The organism is Actinomadura sp. 3N508, assembly GCF_044326375.1.
Lineage (GTDB): Bacteria > Actinomycetota > Actinomycetes > Streptosporangiales > Streptosporangiaceae > Spirillospora.
In genome coordinates this window covers 661016-681494 of sequence record NZ_JBIRAX010000002.1, presented here as the reverse complement: position 1 = coordinate 681494, position 20479 = coordinate 661016, and the positions used below count along the sequence as shown (strand labels likewise).

Below are 20479 nucleotides of genomic sequence, written 5' to 3'. Positions count from 1 at the left end.
CCTTGTCCAGCGCTGGGGCTTCTGGAGTGGCCGGGACGGGCCAGCGGTGCGGCAGACCATTTCTTTGTCCTCTCTTAGGCGTTCTGCGGCTGTTCAGAGGACTGATTCCGGTCTGGACGGTGATTACCTCACCTGCAGGAGGTCGGGTGAACAGACGGCGCACATGGTCCATACGGGTGCGGATGACCGTGATTGCCGGAACGGTCACCGCCCTGATCTGCGCCGTGCTGATCGTCCTGATCGTCGTCGGGGTGCGCGGCGAGGCGGGCGACTACAAGCGCAGCAAGGCCACCGCTGCGGCTGCGCGGCTCGCCTACCAGGTCAGGCGGGAACCGGCCCTGAAGGGCGGGCTCTCCGCGCCGGACGAGGTCGTCCTGCAACTCCTGGACAGCCGGCACCGAGTGATCGCGGGAACCGGCAAGGCGCTGCGCGGCCTGCCGATCGCCCGGTTCCGCCCGGCGGAGCGGGACATCTACTCCACCAGGGTCGTGTGCCCGCCGCGCGGGTTCAGCGGCTGCATGTGGGTGGTCTCGATCCGCGTGTACCAGCCGGACGGGGACTGGATCGTCTACGCGGCGATCCCCACCGTCCCCTGGTACGTCAATCCGAGCCTGATCATGTTCCTGGTGTGCGTGTCGCTGCTGGCCGTCCTGCTGGTGTCGCTGCGCGCCTGGGGGACCGTCGACCAGACCCTCGCCCCGGTGGACGCGATCCGCGCCGAGCTCGCGGAGATCACCGCCGGCGAGTCGGGCCGGCGCGTGACGGTACCGGAGAACCGGGACGAGATCAGGCTGCTCGCGGAGGCGGCGAACGAGACCCTCGACCGCCTCGACAGTGCCCTGGCGCGGCAGCGCAGCTTCACCTCGGACGCGTCCCATGACCTGCGCAGCCCCATCGCCGGCGCGCGCGCCATGATCGAGGAGGCGCTGCTGTATCCGGACCAGACCGACTGGCCGAAGACGGGACGGGCCGTCCTGCAGAGCCTGGAACGCCTCCAGGCGATCGTGACGGACCTGCTCCAGCTCGCCCGCCTGGACGCCGCGGCCTGGCAGGACACCGAACTCGTCGACCTCGGCGCGCTCGTCACGATCGAGGTCGCGAGGTCGGACCGGACGAAGCGGATCGTCCCGCACATCCAGGAGGGCGTGACGGTGCTCGGCGACCGGCTCCGGCTCGTCCGGCTGCTGACGAACCTGCTGGACAACGCCGAACGGCACGCCGAGTCGCGGATCGACATCACCGTCCGCCGCGAAGACTCACCCGCCGGTTCGCCCGCCGGGGGGGCAAGCGCCGGTTCGCCCGCCGGTTCGGCCGCCGGTTCGGCCGCCGGTTCGGTCGCCGTCCTGGAGGTCCTGGACGACGGCGCGGGCATCGCCGAACAGGACCGGGACCTCGTCTTCCAGCGTTTCGCCCGCCTGGCGGCCAGCAAGTCCCGCGATCCGGCCGGCACCGGGCTCGGTCTCCCCATCGCCCGCGAGATCGCCCGGCTCCACGGCGGGACGCTCACCATCGAGGACAGCCCCAAGGGTGCCCGCTTCGTCCTCCGAATCCCGCGAGACCGAGCCGTCCAGAACTCGTAGCCTGCGTCCAGAACAGGCAACCTGCATGGCTGACGTGCGTCCTGTCGGCTGTCGGCGGGCGCGAGCGGCCCGTGTGGCTGGGGCGCGGCGGCGCGCGCGTGCGGCGTCAGGCCCTGTAGGCGGTGGCCGGCTCAGGGCGGCCTGCGGCCAGGGGCGCGTCGAGGCACGTGACTGGGACGGTGGCCGGCGGCCGGGACGCCGTCGCCTGCGCGGCGCCCTGAGTGCGGGCGCCGCGCAGGAGAGAGGGCGCATAGAAAGCGGAAAACCCCGCGTATGTGGTGCACGCGGGGGTGGTAGCGGGGGGCTGGAGCGGCCCGTGCGGGAACGGGCCGGCGGGGCGGCAGGTCAGATCGCGGAGCGGGCGGGTACGCCGCGCAGGTGGATCCAGCCTTCGGTCTTGAGCTTCTTCACGGTGAAGCTGACGGGTTTGAACTCTGCCGGATTCACGTAGCCGGGGCCGTGGGCGATGACGGACTCGTAGACGAACGTCGACGCGATGAAGCCGAGGTCGGCGCCGGTCGCGGCGAGGCGGTCCTTGAGGGGGCGCGCGTCCAGCAGCCGGGCGGTGCGGATCAGCGCCCAGCCGGACATTCCGGGTGGGTCGGGCATCACGGGACCGACGTGCACCGCGACCCGGAGTTGGATGCGGACGGCGTCCCTCGACTGCTGGTTGTGGTGGCGCAGCCCCTCCGCCAGCGAGGCGATCATGGGATCGATGACGGCGGCGGTCGGCACCTCGGGCGGGACGACGATCAGCGCGCCGTCGCCGCGGTCCTCGATGTGGCACGCTTCCCAGGGCACTCCCGACTCCATGAACGCTTCGCTGAGCAGCGCGTACATGGCGCGGCGCATGGCGAGGCGGTCACGGTCGTTGCGGTGGGTCGCGCTGAAGCCCGCGATGTCGGTGAACACGATCGTGCAGTTCTGGCCTGCCCACGTCGCTCCGGCGGGCTCGTTCCGGTTGACGGTCATGGGCTGCGTCGGCTCGTCCTCGAACGGGCCGAGGGCGGACGATCGCATCAGGTAGGCCGCTCCGCCGTTCACCGCCCCCGCGTGGTGGACGTGATCAGCCTGCGGCGTGCGGACCGGCATCGGCATCGGCATCGGTACGGTCGCGTACCCCTGCGCCCCGCTCTGCGTGTAGGGCGCTTGAGAGGTGTCAGGCATTTGCGACGCGTCTGGCAGCTGCGTTGGGTTCGGTAGCTGCGGCGGGACGGGCGCCAGCGGTGCGGTGGGCTGCTGCTGCGCCGGCCCGGCGAAGCCGTGCGAGGTGATGGAGCCGTACTGGACGGCGGGGTCGTGCGGTGCGTTGGGCGGGTACTGGACGGCCGCCATGTACTGGGACGGCGGCTGCTGCTGGAACGTCAGGTCGGACTGCTCGGTGAGCCGGTCGTACAGCTCGCGTTCCAGGACGGCGACCACGCGGGGGTGGTCGCTCAGGTAGGACACGAACTGCTGCGTGGTGATGCGCAGGCCGCGGACGATGTCCATGGCGACGATCGTCGCGGACCGGCGGCGCAGCCACAGTGCCGCGCGCTCGCCGACGATGTCGCCGGGTCGGCGGAACGCGATGATGCGCTCGCGTCCACCCCGGTTGATCGACACCCGGATCGAGCCGGACTGGATCACGACGGCCTGGTCGGCGTTCTGGCCCTCGAACCAGAGCACGGTGCCGACCGGGTAGACGACCTCGTCAGCGCGCGCGAGGAGGTCGTTCCGCTCGCTCTCGGTGAGGTAGCCCCAGAAACCCTGGCTCGGGGGCGGCGAAACCGGCCGGACCTGCCAGCCCGTCCGGGCCGGCGGGATGGGCAGGTGCTGGTGGATGGGCAGGTGCTGGTGTTCGACCTCCCGGTGGCCGCTCTCGGGACGGTCGTGAGCCGGCGGCCACGCGATGTCGGCGGCGGGGCCGGTTTCGGACGCGACGATCTGGTCGGGGTCGTGCTGGCGGGCGTGGTCGTCCATCAGCGCACCCGCCAGTCGGCCGACCGGGTGGTAGAGGGTGGTCGGAGGGGCAATCGGGGGGTAACGAATGGTGTGTTCGCGGGGCGGTGGACGTCAATGGTCCGTGCAAGAATTTGAAGTCTTGACATGTCGAGAACCCCTGTCTCGAATCGCGACTTCGGACGCCATACGTCCGGCTGCCTGGGATGAAGCCAGGCGTCGGCTCGTTCAGGGGGGACCGAGTCGCATTCACCTACTAGCCCGAACCGCATGATCGCGGTTAGACTGGGTGAGTCCGCAGAGAACGTTTAAGCAGGTCAGGCCGGATCTTTCACGGCTTCGCACGAAAGTCCGACAGGACCGGCCGGTACGGTCTCGCGCGGTCTCGAGGAGTCGCTCTCCGCCATCCTTCGATCGTCTTGGCTCGCAACCGGTGATCGGTGGAAGGCGGCGGGCGACTCTATTCTCTTTTCTGGTGTTTCCGGAATGTTCGGCGTTTCGTGGCGTCCTGTCCTCCCCGTCCCGGCGCGTATCAGTTGTTTCGTCGCGTCGGCGCCCGTCCCCGTGTTCGCCGACGGGGAGGCCCGGGACGGAGCGCGTGCGGCTCGTCCAAGCCCTCACCCTGCGTCAAGTCTTTCCCTGTTTCTTATGTAGCAACACGTCGGGTTGCAGGTCGGCGTCTGCTACTTTGCTACCTAGCACATTACAACATAGTCTACGGGCATGCAGCAGTCTGGCAGCTCCATCGCCGAGTTTCGAGCGATATGACGGGTCTGGCCCTCGGGGACGGGTTCTCACGGACCGGTCAGGTAGCGCCCTGGCGGGACGTAACGCGCTACATGGCGGGCTGCCAGGTTGCATGCGAGCTGGTGGCATCTACTACATAGAGTGAGCGATTGAGATGACCAGTGACCAGGGGCCGATCGTCCAGAGCGCGCTGCTCCGCGCCGAACTCGTCCGCCTGCGCAAAGAGAAGAAACTGACGCAGGACCAGGTGGCGCGGCAGCTCGAATGGTCTCCGTCCAAGCTCATCCGGGTCGAAGGGGGGAAGAACGCCATCACCCGGACGGACCTGCAGGCATTGCTCAGGGTGTACGACGTGACCTCTGAGGGGCGGCAGGAACGGCTCCAGTCGCTGGCCCGCGGCGCGCGGGAGCCCGCGTGGTGGAACACCTACCGTGGCGAGTTCGACCCGAACTTCCTGAACTATGTCGGCTATTCGGCGGGTGCGGCCTACATCCGGCAGTTCCACGGGTCGGTCATCCCGGGGTTGATCCAGACGCCCGAATACGCCGAGGTGCTCTCCACCGGCAAGGTGTCCGAGCAGGGCCGCGCTCTCGGCGCGAAACTGCGCATCCAGCGTCAGCAGGAGCTCGCCAAGCGGCAGAACCCGCCGCGCCAGCACTACATCGTGGACGAGGCCGTGATCCGCCGCCATGTCGGCATCAGGGTCGATCCCGCGATCATGCCGAACCAGCTGATCCGCATCGCCGACACCGCCGAGCGCGATGACCGGCTGACCATCCGGGTCCTCCCGTTCAGCACGGGCGCGCACCTCGGACTCGAAGGGCCGTTCAGCCTCCTGGAGTTCGACGGCGACCTGGACGACATCCTCTACCTGGAAGGCCGGGCGGGAGCCAGCCTGATGATCAGCGGTGATGACGACCGGATCCCCGAGTACCGGGACACGTTCGAGCTCCTGCTGGAGCAGGCACTGCCGGCCGAGAAGTCGATCGAGCTGCTCCGCCAGGCCGCCGAAGATCTCATGGCCTGACCTCCGGAGCCATCGCCTCACATCAGGCCATGGCCCCCGCCGCCGGCCCTGGCCTGACTCCAGTACCGCAACTCGACTCCACACGACCGGGAGGTGACGGCCGCATCGGGCAACCCCAAGGCGAGTGGCCTTCATAGCACGCAGAGTGATCTTGTGGTCCCTTGTAGGCGGAATAACTAGAACCGTTTACACTCATGACCGGGAAATTATCCACAAGGTCGTGGTTTGCCGTGCCCTGCTTGGTGCTCGCCGGGCGGGTGTTCTTGTCCGATCGGTTGGCGAGACGGCACCCGCCGGCAATGGATGGAGGGTTGCTGGATGGTGTGCCGATCGATTCGCGGAACGGTGCTGAACTGGCGCAAGGCCAGGCGAAGCCAGGGCGGAAATGATTGCGTCGAGGTGGCGGCGCTGGGCCCGTCGGTGCTGGTCCGGGACTCACGCGACCACTCGGCGGGCGTCATCGCCCTTGATTCCAGCCAGTGGAATCGACTGCTGAGCGCGATCCAGAGCGGTGATCTCGACGGACGTTGAGTCGCGGGACTCTTTTTCGGGGCTATCGCGGAAATTGTCGAACCTGGCGACGGCCGGAAGCCTTGACTGGCTATTATTGACAATCCTGCGAACCGGGGACGGTCCAGTGACCCTGAGCGAAACCTGAATCGGGCCTGAACCGTACCTGACCACTCCGTCGCGGCGGCGGAACCACCCGTATCGTCACCGCCGGTGAGTAGCCGAGCCGTCGTCGGCGCCCCGAAACGGCACCGCCGCGGTCGGTCGTCGAGCGACGTTCACGAGCCGGTCTCCGGCAGGCCGATCTCCGTATACCGCCGCCCGTCCCGCGGCGGACGAAACGGGGGAAGTGGTGGAAGAACTTCTTCTCCTTCGAGAGGCCGCCCGAGGTCGGGAGGCCGCCCGAGCTGCGCAGATGCCGCGTGCGTCGGCGCGGACGTAAGCCGGGGTGTTCAGTAGAGAAAGGGAAGTGTCACGCCTGCGGCGCCGGTGAGGTCCTCACCCCGGGAGCGCCCCATCAGCCAGGCGAGCAGAGACGCCTCCGCCCCCGCGACGACCACCAGCCCGTCGCCATCACCGGGGCCGCCGCCGGCGCCGGAAGCCCCGCCGTCGACGGAGGCTCCGGCGTCGCCGAGGGCCTCGCCCGCGCGCACGGCTCCGGTGTTGCCGAGGGCTTCGCCCGCGCGGGTGGCGTCGCCGTAGCCGGTGCGGGTGGCTTCGCCGTCACCGGTGCGGGTGGCTTCGCTGGCGCGGGAGGCTTCGCCATCGCCGACGGCTTTGGATTCGCCGGTGCCGACGGTTTCGGCTTCGCCGAGTTCGCGTCCCGTGTCGGTGGCGCGCAACCGCAGGCGCGGGGCATCGGCACGGCGGGCGAAGGCGGCGGCGACGCTGTCGAGCGCCCGTGACGTGAACGCCGCAGGCCAGTCGCGGGGCGTGAAGCCGGCGTCGAGATCGACATGGTGCACTAGAACCTCGGTCAGGCGGGCGTCGGCGGCGCGGGCGGCCGGGTGGCGTGCGCCCGACGTCCACTGGACGGTCCGCGCCCACGCCTCGTCCGGCATCAGCGCGTAAGCGTCGGCGAACCGCCGGGCGCTCTCCCGCACATCGTCGACGAGCTCAGCGGCGGGACGTCCGGCACCGGCGTCGATCTCGGCGGCGCGGGCCTCCATGCTCGGGTACTCATAGGACTCGACGCCCGTCCGGGCCCAGGTGAGCAGGCGGGTGCCGCCAGCGGCGTTCCTGGCGATGTGGGTGAGGACGTGCCCGCGCGTCCAGCCGGGCAGCAGCGACGCCGCGCGGACATCACCGTCATCGAAGCCCTCCGCCGTGGCAAGAAGGGACCGCGTCGCCGCATCGATAGTGGCAAGCGCTACAAGCGGCCGCTCTGGATCCGTCAACACACCCGACACCCTCTCCACCTTGCCTGATCAGCCCGCCTCGGCGGTTTCACGCGACTCGACGTGCGTCCAGCAGGCGGCGCCTTGCTCGATCGCTCGCCCCGGCCGGCGAGTTCGGCGGCGTCGGCGCGCCTGGCCGCGTGACCCGGGTGGTCCGGCCGGCTTGGCGGCTTCGGGGCGATCATGCGAAGGCGGAGCTGTGGGTTTCGGCCCACTGGCGGAAGGTTCGAGGTGGCGTGCCGGTGATGTCCTGCACGGTCGAGCGGACGATTGATTCGTCCAGGGAGCCGTTTACGTAGAAGTCGAAGAACGCGTCGACGTACTCGGCGGGCATCTGAGTGGTCATCTCGGCCCGGGCCTCGTCGTCGGGCTGGGCCTCGAAGCGCAGGTCACGGCCGAGCACATCGCCGAGGACGGCGACCTGCTGGGCGGGCAGGAGCGACTCGGGGCCGGTCGGGTAGTAGGTCTGCCCTTCGTGACCGTCGTCCAGCAGGGCCTTGGCGGCGACGGCGGCAATGTCGCGCGGGTCGACGGCGGCGGCGCGGACGTGAGCGAACGGGAGCCGGACCGTGTCGCCGGCCTGGAGCTGCGGGAGCCAGCGCAGCGCGTTCGACATGAAGGCGCTGGGCCGCAGGATCGTCCACGGCAGGCCCGAGTCGTGGAGCGCGCGTTCGGTGGCGACCATGTAGCGCGTGACCGCGTTGGTCATGTCGCCGCTGGCCGCCGATGCGCCCGAAAGTTGGACGACGCGCTCCACCCCGGCGCGGCGGGCCTCGGCGAAGACGCCCGGCATGTCGCGGTAGCCGGGGAGGGAGAAGACGCCTTGGACGCCGTCCAGCGCCGGGGCGAGCGAGGCGGGGTCGTCGAGGTCGCCGGTGACGTACTCGACACCGTCTACCTGACCGGATGGCGGCCGGCGAACGAGGGCTCGGACGGGGACGCCCGCCGCTGTCAGAAGACCGACGAGCTCGGAGCCGATCGTGCCGGTGGCGCCGGTAACTAAGATCATCGGACTACCTTTCGTGCCGCGAGCTGCCTGCACTATTCGAGGTCGATGCCCCGGTTCGTCCCGGTGGCGAGCGAGAAAGTCGCGCCGCCGCTCCTGCCGTCCCGCACCTCCTCGGGACGCCCCGCGCACGACGTCCGATGACGCACGAGCCAGCCCGCCCTCCGACCGGACAACCGTCATGATCGCACGACGTCGGAACCCCCAGCGAGAACGGCGGCGCAGTCTTCCCCGGCTACCGCACAGCGCCACCGCCCGGGTACGTCCCGCCCCGGTACGTCCCGCCCCGCTTGGGCTCGCCCTGGTTGCGCAGCGTCGCCGGTTCCCGTGGCTTGCTCAGCCCCGCGCTGTCAGACCCTGCGCGGTTCACGCGGTCTGCAGCGTCGCCCGCGTCCCACAGGTTCCCCTGGAGTACGGGGCTCGGTCGGGCCGCGGACTGCGCGGCCTCGGTGCCGCGCGGGCTCCCATGCGCTTGCACGGTCTCGCTTGAGCGGGTGGTTCTGCGTGGTCTTGGGTTGTACGTGGGGTCAGCGGACGTTGCGGGGGCGGAACTGGATGCTGATTCGGGGGCCGGTGGCGCGGGTGGTCTTGGGGATCGCGTGCTCCCATGTCCGCTGGCAGCTCCCGCCCATCACGATGAGGTCGCCGTGTCCGAGTTCGTGGCGGATCGTCTGGCCGCCACCACGTGGGCGGAGCAGCAGGTTCCGCGGCGTCCCTACGGACAGGATCGCGACCATCGTGTCTTCCGTGGCGCCGCGGCCGATCCTGTCGCCGTGCCATGCGACGCTGTCGCGGCCGTCCCGGTACAGGCACAGGCCGACGGTGCGGAACGGCTCGCCGAGTTCCTCCGCGTAGTGGTCGTCGAGCGCTGTCTTGGCTTCGTCCAGCACTGGATCGGGTAGCGCGTCGGTTTCGTCGTAGAACGCCAGGAGGCGTGGCACGTCCACGACACGCTCGTACATGCGGCGGCTCTCCGCGCGCCACGGGACGGACGTGTGCAGCCGCTCGAACAGCGCGTCCGCACCCGGAATCCAGCCGGGCAGGACGTCCACCCAGGCGCCGTGCGCCAGCGGTGTCCGCCGCGCCGAGCTCAGCGGACGCGGACCGCGCTCGTCCGTGTCGTCCAGCAGCGAGGCCTGGAACATGCGCCCACTGTACCCGGCCAGTCAAACATCTGTTCGATCAGGGGCGGTCAGAGAGCCTTCAGCATGTTGGTGAGGAGCGCGACGGTGCGGACGGGCGGCGCGGCGCGGACGGCCAGCGAATCCATGATCTCCTTGTAGCGGTCGGCCTCCCTGCCCTCCGGATAGCGGGCGCCGGTCAGCTGTTCGAGGTAGACGACGTCGTCCAGGTCGTGCTCCGCGAACCGGATGACCGTGATGGGGCCGCCGAGCGCGAGATGGCCGCCGGCGGAGAACGGCAGGAGCTGCACCTTCACGTTGGGCATGCATTCCGCCACGTTGATCAGGTGCTCGATCTGGGCGCGCATCGTGTCGGCTCCGCCGATCGGGCGGCGCAGCGCGGCCTCGTCGATCACCGTCCAGAACCTGACCGGGTTGACCGGGCGGAGCAGGACGTCCTGCCTGGTCATCCGCACCTTGAGGCGCCGGTCGAGCTCGTCGTACGGCGCACGGTGGTGCTCCAGCCCGATGACCGCCCGCGCGTAGTCGACCGTCTGCAGCAGCCCCGGGACGTACTGGACCTCGTAGTTACGGATCGTCGACGCCGACTGCTCCAGCCCGACGTACTGCTCGAACCAGGTCGGCACCACATCGCCGTAGCTCTGCCACCAGCCCGGCTTCTTCGCCTCCCGGACGAGATCGAGGAAGCTCTTGCGCTCGTCCTCGTCGTCCAGGCCGTACAGGTCGAGGAGGTCGAGGACGTCCCGCACCTTGAAACCGTGGCGCCCGAGCTCGAGCCGGCACATTTTGGACGCCGACCCGCGGATCGCGGCCCCCGCCTCCGCCCGTCCGATGCCCTTCTCTTCCCGTAACCGCCGCAGCCGCGCGCCGATCTGCATGCGCAGCGCGGTCGGGCCGGCCTGCCGATGGTCAAGCACAAGATCTCCAGCGTCTCGTACGTCGCGACAACTCTCGGAGCGTCTCACAGGCAAGTTGGACGCGCAGGCAACCTCCGGTCAGAGGTATGTAACCGCCGACCTGGTGTACAAATCACATCATTGTCCGTGAACGTCCAGGCAGGATCGTTCCACTTTTACGGCCTCAGCGCGGTGGAACGAGCAGATCGAGATCGGCTCTCGTCACCCGCGCCCGCTCCGCCACGCGGTCGCGGTCCGTGCCCGCCGCACCGACGATCTCGATCGCCCGGGTCAGCATCGTGGGCTGCTCAAGCGGCTTCGCCGGCCCTGGTTCCTGACGCCGCCATCCACGCGAACTCAGCACGCTCATCGCGTTCCGGTACACGGCCTCTTTCATGATGCGCAATGTGCGCGCCCGATAGAGGAGAGCCGCCATGCTGACGCCCCACGCCGCTTTCAGTTCTGCCAGACGATCCCACTCAGGGCTTGCAGGCAGTTCGCCGCCGATGTCGTCCTCCGGCATGAGGAACTCCGCCGCGAACCGGTGCGCCTGATCCTCGACGATTTTCTCCCCAGGCTCGGCATCGGCGTGCATGACCAAATGGCCCAGTTCGTGCGCGGCGTCGAAACGGTTGCGCCAGTAATCGCCCTTGGCCGGATTGAAGAACACCATCGGCCGCGGATGGACGCCCACGCTGAACGCGTCGACCCGCTCCGCAGCGTCCGGCAGGACGAGCACGATCACACCGTGCCCTTCCAGCAGCCGCACCATATGCGGCACCGGGCCCGGTTCCCCGACCAGCGCCTTTCGCGCGACCCGCGCCGCCTCGACCGGTCCGTTTCCGGCGATCTCGTCCGGCGACACCGTGTATTCCGGCAGATCGACCTCGGGAAAATCGACTAGGGCCTCCAGCGCGCCGACCACATCCGTGGCAATCCGCCCGTAAGCAAGGGCCTGGTCACGTTCGATCTGGCTGGTCGACCTCAGCGAGCGGAAATGCGCCCCGTCCAGCGAAACGCGGCTCTGCCCGCCCTGGAAGAACTCCACGGGGACGCCGAGCGCGATCGCCAAACGCCGCACCATCGGCTCTTCGGGCGCCTGCACCCCGGCCTCGTATCGCCCGATCGCCTTCGGCGTCGTCCCCACCGCCTGCGCGACCTGATTCTTACGCAACCCCCTGAGCCGCCGGGCAAGCGTCAGCCGCTCGCAGTCGAACAGCACCCGCGCCACCCTTTGCTAGGCCGATTTCGTCTCCCCACGGAGCCGCATCGGGACATCCGCTTCCCCGTCGTCCCACAACGGCATCGTCCGCTCGACGAGCTTACGACGTGGATCGGGGCCAATGGCGTCGTCCAGCTGCCGCACCCAGTGCCAGGCCGTCCCTCCGTCCGCGTTCCACCTGGGCCGCCCCAGGAAAAGCTCCATTTCCAGCGGCTCATCGGTCGCGCTGTGCGCGAGCACCAATGTCACGACCCCGGGCGTGTCGCGGCCGATGCCGAGCGGCAGCTCCAGCTGCGGATCCTCGACATATCCCTGCCGCGCCACGGCCTGCTTGGTGGGACTGTCCCGATCCCACCGGATGCCCCGCACGTTCCCGAACTCGTGCCGCTTCAGCAGCACCCGGTAGGGCCCATACCGCCAGCCGGGCGAGCCGTTCAGATCGTCCCGGACGACCTGCGGCTCGTCCTCGAAGACCCGGTCGATCCACGTCGCCAGCACGTCGAACGCGCTGACCCCGTACGACCGTTCCGTGAACCCCGCCGCCCGGCTCAAGGACCCCAGGACGGCCAGCGTCGCGTCCCGGTGGGCCTCCCTCAGCGCATGCAGGAAGCCGGCCGCCAGGAGCTCGTCCCAAACAACCCTGTCCTCAGCCACCCGCCCACTCTAGGCAGCGGCACCGACATTATGAGCAGCCCTCGAACTGCGGCACCTCTTCGACCAGCTCGATCCCGCTCTTCCCGAACCACTTGCGCAGCAACTGCCCGGCCGTCCCGTCCTGATACATGGTCGTGAGGGCCCGGTTCACCGCCTCACACCCGTCGACGTCGCCCTTCCGCAGCCCGACCCCGTACCGCTCATCGGTGAACGGCGCGTTCACGATCTCCAGATCCTGGGCCGCGAACCCGGCCAGCACCAGATCCCCCGTGGAAACGGCGTCAACAATCCCACCGCGCAACTTGGCCACACAATCGCTATAGGACGACCCCGGAACAAGCCTCGCGGGAATGCTCAGCCCCGTGACCACCCGCTCGGTGGAAACCGACCCGCTGGCCTGGCACATCCGCTGCCCCGCCAGGTCACGCACCCCCCGAATCCGGGTCTCCCCGCGCCGCACCATGATGTCCTGGTGCGCCACGTAGTAGGGCCCACCGAACGTGACGAGCTTCGCCCGATCCGGCGTGATCGAGTACGAGGCGAGCACCAGATCAACCTGCCGCTCGTCCAGCTTCTCTTCCCGGTCATCCGACCTGACCTCCCGGAACTCCACCCGCGAGGCCCCGATATGCCGGGCGATGTACGTCCCCACATCGACCTCGAACCCCCGGAAGACAGCACCCTCCCTGAACCCGAGCCCAGGCTGATCGGCCTTCACCCCGACCACGACGACATCGCCGCCCGAAACAGAAGCCCCCGCAGCCGAACACCCCACGAGCACAAAACCCAGCAAAACCCCCAGAACAACACGCACCCCCCACAACTACCGCCCAAACTTGGTCACCAGATAAACACCAAATGACCACCTCCCTACCATCGAATGACCCAAGCACCTCCCAGAACTCGTTTTGAGCCTAGAAGCTTCGCCGCCAGTTAACTCTGTTCTGCCGCTATCTTCCAATTCTGGTGCCGCGTCCTAAGCCATTTTGTCTTGCCGTGCGCAACTCTCTGAAGCGCTGCAGCAGTGGCCCCATCGTGAACACGGCAACTAATCTGTCGGCAACCTGAACACAGAAAGGAGTTACATCACAATCCCGCCCAACCGCACATTCGCGACCGCAGGCCACGGCTTAACCAGAGATTCACTTCGTGCGCCTCAGAGCCAACTTGACGACTTTCGCGGGCCCTGATGTGAGTCGAGCCCATAGAGCGCTTGCGTCCGACCAACAGTGGCCAGAATGAGTGAATCGGTAAGTTCTCCGCAAGTAGCCGAATGGCCTCGGCGAGGCGAATCCCAATCCGTCGTGACCGGCAGGCGAGACGGCTTGGTGGAAGGGTAGCTATTTGATGAGGTCACGTAGTTCGTCAGGCGAAGGCCACGTGCCTGTCGTCTGAAGACGCCGATGGCTCATCCGGTGGCAGTTGGCGCAGAGGAGAACAAGGTCACTCAGTTTCGTCTCCGATTCCCCGGCTTCATGCAACGGAATCAGGTGATGGACCTCGATATAACCGTCGCCATGCGTGCCGTAGGCCCGAGTGAAGTTAAACCCACAGACCTCGCAGGCGAGGTCGCCTCCCTCCGCGAGGGTCTTGTCTATTCTCTTCTTTCGTAGCCCGCGATCACGCTCACGGAAGCGGTGCAGGCGTTCAAGGCTCCGCCCTTCGAGCGCGGTCTCCTCGTCCTCGTCAGGGCTCGGAGTCGCGATAACCTCGCGAAGGTTCTGATCTCCTGAAGTTATCGCCGCCGCGATGCGGTCGGCGGCGGCGAGCATTCTCGGTGGATCGGCGAGGAAGGCTTCGACGATCTGTCGCGTTGCTCTGCCACCTCGTGTGGTTGCTCCTGTGTAGTCCGGATGAGCGGTCACGATGTCGGCGGTCTTCCGCTGGACGCTGTTGGTGTTGCGGAAGTCGCTACCGCGATTCGTCGGAGGATGGAATGGTAGTTGCTGCAAAAGTTCGGACAGTTCGGAGGCGCGCTTGTCGTAATGCTTCACCTCGTGCCAGTTATTTCGGTGGACGAGTGCACATGCCAGGACCAGTTCATCCCATACCCAGTCTGGTGATCTCATCTTGGGCTCCACTCGGCTTTTCTTGATGGCGCCGCCCTTGACCCAGTTCACCCAAGAGTCCGGTGCGAGGGCGGTCGTCGTGTCGAGGGTGGAAGTGGGGTCGCGTCGCGCGTTTATCCAACGCCAGTCCAGACGGTTGCCTTCGGGGCGGAGATCGAGTAGCGAGATATGGAACACGTAGTTGGAGAAATGCTTGTGACTACCTGGGTCTTCGAGTTCGGCGATCGTGGCGTGCTCAATAATTCCGATACCGCAGAACTCGAGGTACCCCTTGCTGCTCTGGTTGCGCTGAGTCGAGCGGAAGATGAGAAGCGGAGGCGCTGCTGCTCGTACATCAGCGATATCGGACGTATGAGCCTCTGCCGTTTGAAGGAGGATGGCGTTGCCGCGGGTACTCCCCAAAGGGGCGGGTGTGTCCGGACGGTGGTCGCCGTAGTAGACAACTCGCCCGCCTACCACATCAATCTCGTCATGCCACGGTGTCTTGGACGAGCCAGCCTGGAGCGGATTGGACCGGAGGAAGATCACTGGTCGCCTCCGGCCCTCTGGTGCGGAGACCCACGCGGGGTGGTCGATGCCGCGGTTCATGATGAGTCGGCGGCTTGCCGGCATGGCTGTCAGGTTGAAGAAGTTCCGGTAGCCGTCAAGGTGCTCAGGCTCCGGGGCAGGCGGGTCCGGATACCTGACGATCTGTCCGACAGAAAGCATCGTCGATGCGGCCATGGTCAGATTCTGGCGGAATGTACCGACATTCTGGACATGTTCGCGTACGGCGGACGTGCTGAGGCAAGGCGGCGGCGGTCAGAGGCCCGCGCACGGCCGTTCGGGCGCCATACTTCGTCGTCCAGGAGTGCCGTCGAGCCCAGGGTGACTGGCGCGGCTAGCGAGAGATCGTTGCGGGTCCGTTCACCGGGGAGGCGAGAAGCGACATGTCGTAGCCGCATGCCAGGAGCGTTGCTGTCAACTCGAGGGCCACCGCTGTCGACAGGCCTCGGCGTGTTGACCACGGGCGGGCTGCGGCCCAGCCGTCGCCGAATCTGGTCACGCAGATCTCAGCGCCGTGGCCGGCCCCTCTCTTACACGGAGCGGCCGCAGTCGCTTGCCTGCTGGACGTCGCGCCAGGTGTGGGGATATGGCGTCCGGGCGCCGGTAGTCGCTATGCGATTGGCTAGGGCTAGATGTTTGTCTGTTCGGGTAGTGAAACGCGGGCTTACCGGGAAGGTAAGGCGCGGATGCGGCAGCGCGGGCCGTCTCGCTCGGCAGTACGCCTGCGGTCGCCAGCCCGGAAGGTGAGCTGTGATGTTCTCGGGGGCGAAGCGTGCCATGAACTAGCGGTCATCAGGCGCTGCCCTCCTGAGAATTGATGGGTCGGTGTTGATCTGGCTGTTGGGTTCTTGGTCGTCTGGGGTTGGTGTGGTGGTGCGGTGTGTCACTCTGAGTGGGTGGTTGCAGCGGTTCGGGCCAGGGGGCGTTCGCGGCTGGTGTTCGTACTTGTGCCGGGGCTTGTCGCCCTTCTTGGTGGGTGTGGGGCGATGGCGGGGTGGCAGTTGGGGGTGTTCAACTCGGATGGGCGGTTCGAGGACGTCGACGCCTGCCGGATCTTGCCTGATGCGGCGACGCTCGCGACTTTGGTGAGCAATGGGGGGCGGGAACCCGGGGATTCCGAGCCTCGGGGATTTCTTGGGCTGGGTGGCGATGCTCAGTCGGAGTGCAAGTGGAGCAGCGTTCCTAGAGGGGTCGACCGCCCGTTCCGGACGGTTCGGGTGTTCGCCGAGACGGTGCATGCGAGCCCGGGCGGCTCGGGGCCGGAGCGTGCGAAGGAGGATCTGGCTCGCTGGTACGAGAATCGGGTTCGGCGCGGATCGCAGGTGTCGGTGGTGGATGGTGCGGAGAAGATTTACGGGGCCACTGATAGAGCCTCTTATGTGATTGTGTTTGCTCGGGTTGAGGTTTTCGACATTCACGCCAAGTTTCGGATCTCGAACGTGGTTGTGGACGTGTCGGCTCGTACGCATACGGAGCCGGGGGAGAAGGAGCGGGCGCAGGTGGTGGGCCTGGCTAGGAATGTTGCCGCTCGCTTGAGGGCCCTCGATTGATTTCTATTCGTGCCAGGGCTGTGGTGGCTGTGGCCTGGTAGGTGCGGTCGGTGGCGATTCTTTCCGCGCTGGGGCCGGCTGCTAGGACGCGTGGGCTCTCGGCGATTTCGCGGATGGGTGGGATGGCGGCTGCTGCGGGCGGGCCGATTTCGGCTAGGCAGTGGAGTGCGAGCATCCCGGTGGGGGTCGCGGCTACGGCGTTTAGTAGGTGTGGGAGCGTTCTATCGATGTCGTTTGTTATTCGGTGGATGATTGCGGGGGCGGCTTCTAGGTCTAGGAAGGGAAGTGCGGGCTTGGCGGCCGGCCCCAAGTTGAAGAGGCGTTCGGCGTCTTCGTCTTGTAGGGCTGGGTGGAAAGTGCTCTGGAGGTAGCGGAGGGGTTCCTCGGCTTCGCCGGTTATTTGCCATAGGGCCCAGGCCGCGTTCTGGCTGGTGTGGGGGCCGTGCTTGCGTCCCAGGAAGCGGCGTAGGGCGGGGACGGCCTCCGTGGCGGCGGGGCCGAGAGCGGCCAAGGCTTCTGCGGTGGCGGGGACTGCCTTGCGTCGTTCTAGGAGGGTTATTAGTTCGGGGAGCAGGGGCAGGGCTTGGTCGCCCCATGTGGGTAGTGCTTTCAGGATGCTTATCAGGTAATTGCCTGCGAAGTCCGTGCCCTTCTTTGGGGTGGCTAGGAATTCCTGGATGGGAGTGAGGAGTGCGGCGGTGTGGTCTTTCATGCCGGCGAGTGCCGCGGATGGGTGGAATGACAGGCGCGGCTCGGCCAGATCGGCGGCTAATGCGTGGATGCATCGCGCGTCGCCTGTTCGGGCCAGGGCCTCCAGGGCGCTGCCCGCGATCAGATCGTCGGGATGGGTGAGGAGGGGGAGGAGGGCATCGGCGACGAGGGCGATGTCCGGGCCGCCTTGTTTGATCTCCCAGATGGCTTCTTTGGTGAGGTCCGTGGTGAGGAGGTCGGCGAGTGCAGGGAGGAGCTCCGCCGGGGCCGCGCGCCATGTGCGCATGATCTCGCCTGTGCGATGGACGGTTGGCGTGCTGGGTGCCGTGAGTGCGTCGCGGGTCAGGCGGATGTGCTGGACGGGGTGTTCGTTCACTGCGGCGAGGAGGAGGGCAGTGCGGCCACCGTCCAGGACCCATAGCTGGTCGTCAAGCGCCGACTCGGCCGCCTGGACCTCCTCGGTGATGGCTTCCAGCAGGTCATCGCCGGTGCCGCACCAGAGCGCCGCCACCGCGGCGGCGGCTCGTACCTCGCGTCTCGGGTCGGTCGATCGCTTGGTGAGCCAGGTCAGCGGCCGGTCGCTGCGGTCCGAGCAGATGTCGCCGATGGCGAGGATCATGCTTGCGGCGGCGCCCGCGTCTTGTTCGGTGGCTGTCGCTTCTTGGAGGCGTGGCACGAGGTCGGGGGCGTGGGTGGGGAAGTCGGCTAGGACGAATGGGGCCGCTGCCCTTACGGATGGGTCGGCGTCGTCCAGCAGGGTCAGGAGTGCTGGGACGCCGGCCTCCACCGCGCTGCGGGCCGCTCGTGCCCAGTCGAGGACGGTTGCGAGGGACGGGTCGTCGTATTCGGCCTCGTCGTGCTCGTCCAGGTCCCAGATCGCGGTGGCGATGTCGGAGAGAAGTCCCAGAATGCGCGGGCGGTGGTGGGTGGCCGGGGCCGAGACCAGTTCGTAGAGTGCGGCGACGGCAGGCTCTGTTGCCGGGTAGACCCAGCCTTGGTGGTAAATCGTGCCGGACAGGTTGTGCAGGGCTTTTTCGGCCAGTGTCGGATCGTCCGAGGCGGCTTGCTCCAGCAGTTCGGGCACGGCTGCTGCGGTCCGGCCGTAGGCGTGGGTCAGTGCCGGCCAGTCGGCGGTGTGGTGAAAGCGGCCGATCGTGGGTGGTTGCTGCTGGCCGAGGTTCTTCATGGGGGCGGGCGAGCTCTCCGGACGGTTTGAGTTGGGTGTTCGCCATTGTGCTCTAGGGGAGCGTGGCGGTCGGGCCCCTTGGGTGATGAGTTGAGTTAGAACACGTTCTTGTCTGGGGTTGTCTCATCCGTCAGGGTGGATGCATGGACCTTGTTGCGCTGGAAGAGATCCGCCGGTTGAAGCATCGGTACCTGCGGTGCGTCGACCTGAAGCTGTGGGACGAGTTCAGCGAAGTGTTCACCGAAGATGCTGTTGCGGAGTACGACACTCCGCTGCTCGGTAAGACGCTCAGGCTGGAGGGGCGGGACGCGATCATCGAGTACATGCGGGCGAACCTCGGGCCCGACAAGATCTCCACGCACACGGCGGGCTGCCCCGAGATCGACGTGGACGGTGAGCGCGCCACCGGCATCTGGTCGCTGGACGACACGATCATCATTCCGGAGCATCGCCTGCTCATCCGAGGTGCCGCGTTCTACCACGACGCGTACCGGCGGGGCGCGGACGGGCAGTGGCGGGTCGAGCGGACGGGCCACCGGCGGACGTACGAGTACACGGTCTCCCTGGACGACGCACCGAGCCTGAAGTTCACCACTTCTCATTGACCGGGACAGCGCGTTGACTCGATATAGAACGGGTTCTAGCGTCGTCCGTTCCGAGGACGTGCGCTGCATGCCGTTTCTGATCCCAGGAGTGTCCGGTGGCCATCGACCCAGCCGCGAGCCAGATCGGCCATTCCGGGTCGGCGACGCAGTCGTTCGCTGAAGCGGTCGTCGAGGCGGAGCGGATCATCCGCAGCGCGCCGCACGTCACGTCCGATCAGGATCTGGCGGAGGGGCTCGACTACCTCGCGGGCAGCATCAAGGCGTCGCTGCACATGGTGGGCGCCTACCAGCACGAACACCCCTACTTCGCGTCCTCCACCGGGCCCTACACGAAGCTGGGCCTCGACAATCCCGACACGCTGTACTTCCACGCCTACCTGCGAGACGACGCCGAGTATGTGGTCACCGGGCGGCGTGGCACGACCGCCGATCTGAGCTTTCAGATCATGAACGGCGACTACTCGCCCAGCAGGTCGCCCGACAGCCTCACCGCCTTCGACGACCGTGAGCTGGACATCGCCGAGGACGGGACGTTCCAGCTCCGCTTCGGCCCGCCGAGACCGGGCGCGGGCTCCGGGTACGTGGCGCTGCCTCCGGGTTCGGCGATGCTGATCGTCCGCGAGGTGTTCAGCGACTGGGAGAACGAGCGGCCGGGTGAGATCCGCATCCATCGCGCCGACACGCTCGGGACGTCGCCGTCACCCGTCCCGTCCGAGCGGATGGCCAGGCGGTACGAGGTCGCGGGCAAGATGCTGCTGGCCAGGCTGCGCACCTTTCTGGCCTTTCCTGAATGGCACTACCTGAAGCTGCCGGTCAACACGCTGACGGAGCCGCGACCCACGCCGGGTGGGCTGGCCACACAGTTCTCGTCCGTCGGCCACTACGAGTTGGACGACGACGAGGTGATGGTGATCACCGCCCCGGCCGTCGACCGCGCCGTGGCGCCCTACCAGGGATTTCAGCTCGGGAGTATGTGGTACATCTCGCTCGACTACATCAACCACCAGACGAGCCTCACCGCCGACCAGGCCCGCGTGGACGAGGACGGCATGATCCGCTACGTGGTCAGCGAGCGCGACCCCGGCCTCGCCAACTGGGTCGAACGCACCGGACACCGTCGTGGCTACCTGCAGTTCCGCTGGCAGCGCCTCACCCGCGACCTCACGCCGGCTGACGGCCCGTCCGTGGAGGTGATGCCGTTCGGTGAGCTGCCGCGCCGGCTCCCCTACTACGAGCGGCAGCGCGTCACCGAACCCGAATGGACGCAACGGATCGCGACCCGCCAGGTCGCCGTCGCCCGCCGGATGCTCGGCTGATGCCCGCCAACCCGCCATCCGCCGGCTTGCCCGGCGCCGATGCCCTGGCCGCCGATGGGCCGTCCGCCGATGGACCGTTCGCCGCTTCGCCGGACGCCGCTCCGCTGGGCGCCGATGCGCCGTCCGCTGGACCTTCGGTCGTGGGATCGCCAGCCGCCTGGCCGCCTGCCGCCGGGCCGCCGGGTGCCGGGCCCTCGGTCGTCGGATCGTCAGGCGCCCGCCTGTTGTTCGCCGACTTGCCCGTTGTCAATGGGGCGTCTGCCGCCCCGTCGTCCACACGATTGCCGGGTGCCGGACTTTCGGTCGTCTACTCGTTGGCCATCGAGGCGTCATCCGCCGGGCTGTCGGGCGACGGCGGCGCGCGGGGTGTCGGC

At 67.7% G+C, this 20479-nt stretch carries 16 protein-coding genes; 6 read left to right on the top strand and 10 right to left on the bottom strand.

Annotation, left to right across the window (positions count from 1 at the left end):
- The first annotated feature begins 182 nt into the window (after positions 1-182).
- Positions 183-1580 (top strand): sensor histidine kinase, encoded by a 1398-nt coding sequence (locus ACH34S_RS09355; RefSeq protein ID WP_395952079.1) that lies wholly within the window; start codon positions 183-185, stop codon positions 1578-1580.
- A 345-nt stretch (positions 1581-1925) separates the two neighbouring features.
- Here the strand turns inward: ACH34S_RS09355 and ACH34S_RS09350 are convergent, their stop codons facing one another.
- A complete protein-coding gene (locus ACH34S_RS09350) occupies positions 1926-3542 on the bottom strand; it encodes a cyclic nucleotide-binding domain-containing protein (RefSeq protein WP_395952078.1) in 1617 nt (538 codons plus the stop codon).
- Between the two features lie 880 nt (positions 3543-4422).
- On the opposite strand from ACH34S_RS09350, the gene ACH34S_RS09345 reads away from it, so the two are divergent.
- Complete coding sequence (locus tag ACH34S_RS09345) at positions 4423-5295, top strand: helix-turn-helix domain-containing protein (protein WP_395952077.1); 873 nt, start codon at positions 4423-4425, stop codon at positions 5293-5295.
- 318 nt (positions 5296-5613) lie between these two features.
- A complete protein-coding gene (locus tag ACH34S_RS09340) occupies positions 5614-5826 on the top strand; it encodes a DUF397 domain-containing protein (RefSeq protein ID WP_395952076.1) in 213 nt (70 codons plus the stop codon).
- A gap of 431 nt (positions 5827-6257) precedes the next feature.
- Here ACH34S_RS09340 and ACH34S_RS09335 read toward each other — a convergent pair whose 3' ends face one another.
- From ACH34S_RS09335 to ACH34S_RS09300, 8 genes are all read right to left on the bottom strand, one after another.
- A complete protein-coding gene (locus ACH34S_RS09335; RefSeq protein ID WP_395952075.1) occupies positions 6258-7205 on the bottom strand; it encodes a maleylpyruvate isomerase family mycothiol-dependent enzyme in 948 nt (315 codons plus the stop codon).
- Positions 7206-7383: 178 nt separating this feature from the next.
- On the bottom strand, positions 7384-8211 hold the full coding sequence (locus ACH34S_RS09330; RefSeq protein ID WP_395952074.1) for an NAD(P)H-binding protein: 828 nt from the start codon (positions 8209-8211) through the stop codon (positions 7384-7386).
- Between the two features lie 524 nt (positions 8212-8735).
- Positions 8736-9353 carry an alpha-ketoglutarate-dependent dioxygenase AlkB gene (locus tag ACH34S_RS09325; RefSeq protein WP_395952073.1) on the bottom strand — a complete coding sequence of 206 codons (618 nt, stop codon included), beginning with the start codon at positions 9351-9353 and terminating at the stop codon, positions 8736-8738.
- A 47-nt stretch (positions 9354-9400) separates the two neighbouring features.
- Positions 9401-10267: a helix-turn-helix domain-containing protein gene (locus ACH34S_RS09320; RefSeq protein ID WP_395952072.1), complete on the bottom strand. Its 867-nt coding sequence runs from the start codon at positions 10265-10267 to the stop codon at positions 9401-9403.
- Positions 10268-10430: 163 nt separating this feature from the next.
- The gene (locus ACH34S_RS09315) at positions 10431-11468 is read right to left on the bottom strand and encodes an XRE family transcriptional regulator (protein ID WP_395952071.1); all 1038 of its coding nucleotides are present in this window, start codon (positions 11466-11468) and stop codon (positions 10431-10433) included.
- A gap of 15 nt (positions 11469-11483) precedes the next feature.
- Positions 11484-12122: a hypothetical protein gene (locus ACH34S_RS09310; protein ID WP_395952070.1), complete on the bottom strand. Its 639-nt coding sequence runs from the start codon at positions 12120-12122 to the stop codon at positions 11484-11486.
- Between the two features lie 28 nt (positions 12123-12150).
- Positions 12151-12936, bottom strand: coding sequence for a glutamate ABC transporter substrate-binding protein (locus ACH34S_RS09305; protein ID WP_395952069.1), 786 nt, complete (start codon positions 12934-12936; stop codon positions 12151-12153).
- Between the two features lie 526 nt (positions 12937-13462).
- The gene (locus ACH34S_RS09300; protein ID WP_395952068.1) at positions 13463-14914 is read right to left on the bottom strand and encodes an HNH endonuclease; all 1452 of its coding nucleotides are present in this window, start codon (positions 14912-14914) and stop codon (positions 13463-13465) included.
- A 719-nt stretch (positions 14915-15633) separates the two neighbouring features.
- Here ACH34S_RS09300 and ACH34S_RS09295 point away from each other — a divergent pair.
- A complete protein-coding gene (locus ACH34S_RS09295) occupies positions 15634-16287 on the top strand; it encodes a hypothetical protein (protein ID WP_395952067.1) in 654 nt (217 codons plus the stop codon).
- On the opposite strand, the gene ACH34S_RS09290 is transcribed toward ACH34S_RS09295, so the two are convergent.
- Positions 16250-18184, bottom strand: a complete 1935-nt coding sequence (locus tag ACH34S_RS09290; RefSeq protein WP_395952066.1) for a HEAT repeat domain-containing protein — start codon at positions 18182-18184, stop codon at positions 16250-16252. The two genes, ACH34S_RS09295 and ACH34S_RS09290, sit on opposite strands and share 38 nt — an antisense overlap.
- 143 nt (positions 18185-18327) lie before the next feature.
- On the opposite strand from ACH34S_RS09290, the gene ACH34S_RS09285 reads away from it, so the two are divergent.
- The gene (locus ACH34S_RS09285; protein ID WP_395952065.1) at positions 18328-18789 is read left to right on the top strand and encodes a nuclear transport factor 2 family protein; all 462 of its coding nucleotides are present in this window, start codon (positions 18328-18330) and stop codon (positions 18787-18789) included.
- Between the two features lie 95 nt (positions 18790-18884).
- The gene (locus ACH34S_RS09280; RefSeq protein ID WP_395952064.1) at positions 18885-20105 is read left to right on the top strand and encodes a hypothetical protein; all 1221 of its coding nucleotides are present in this window, start codon (positions 18885-18887) and stop codon (positions 20103-20105) included.
- The last annotated feature ends 374 nt before the right edge of the window (positions 20106-20479 follow it).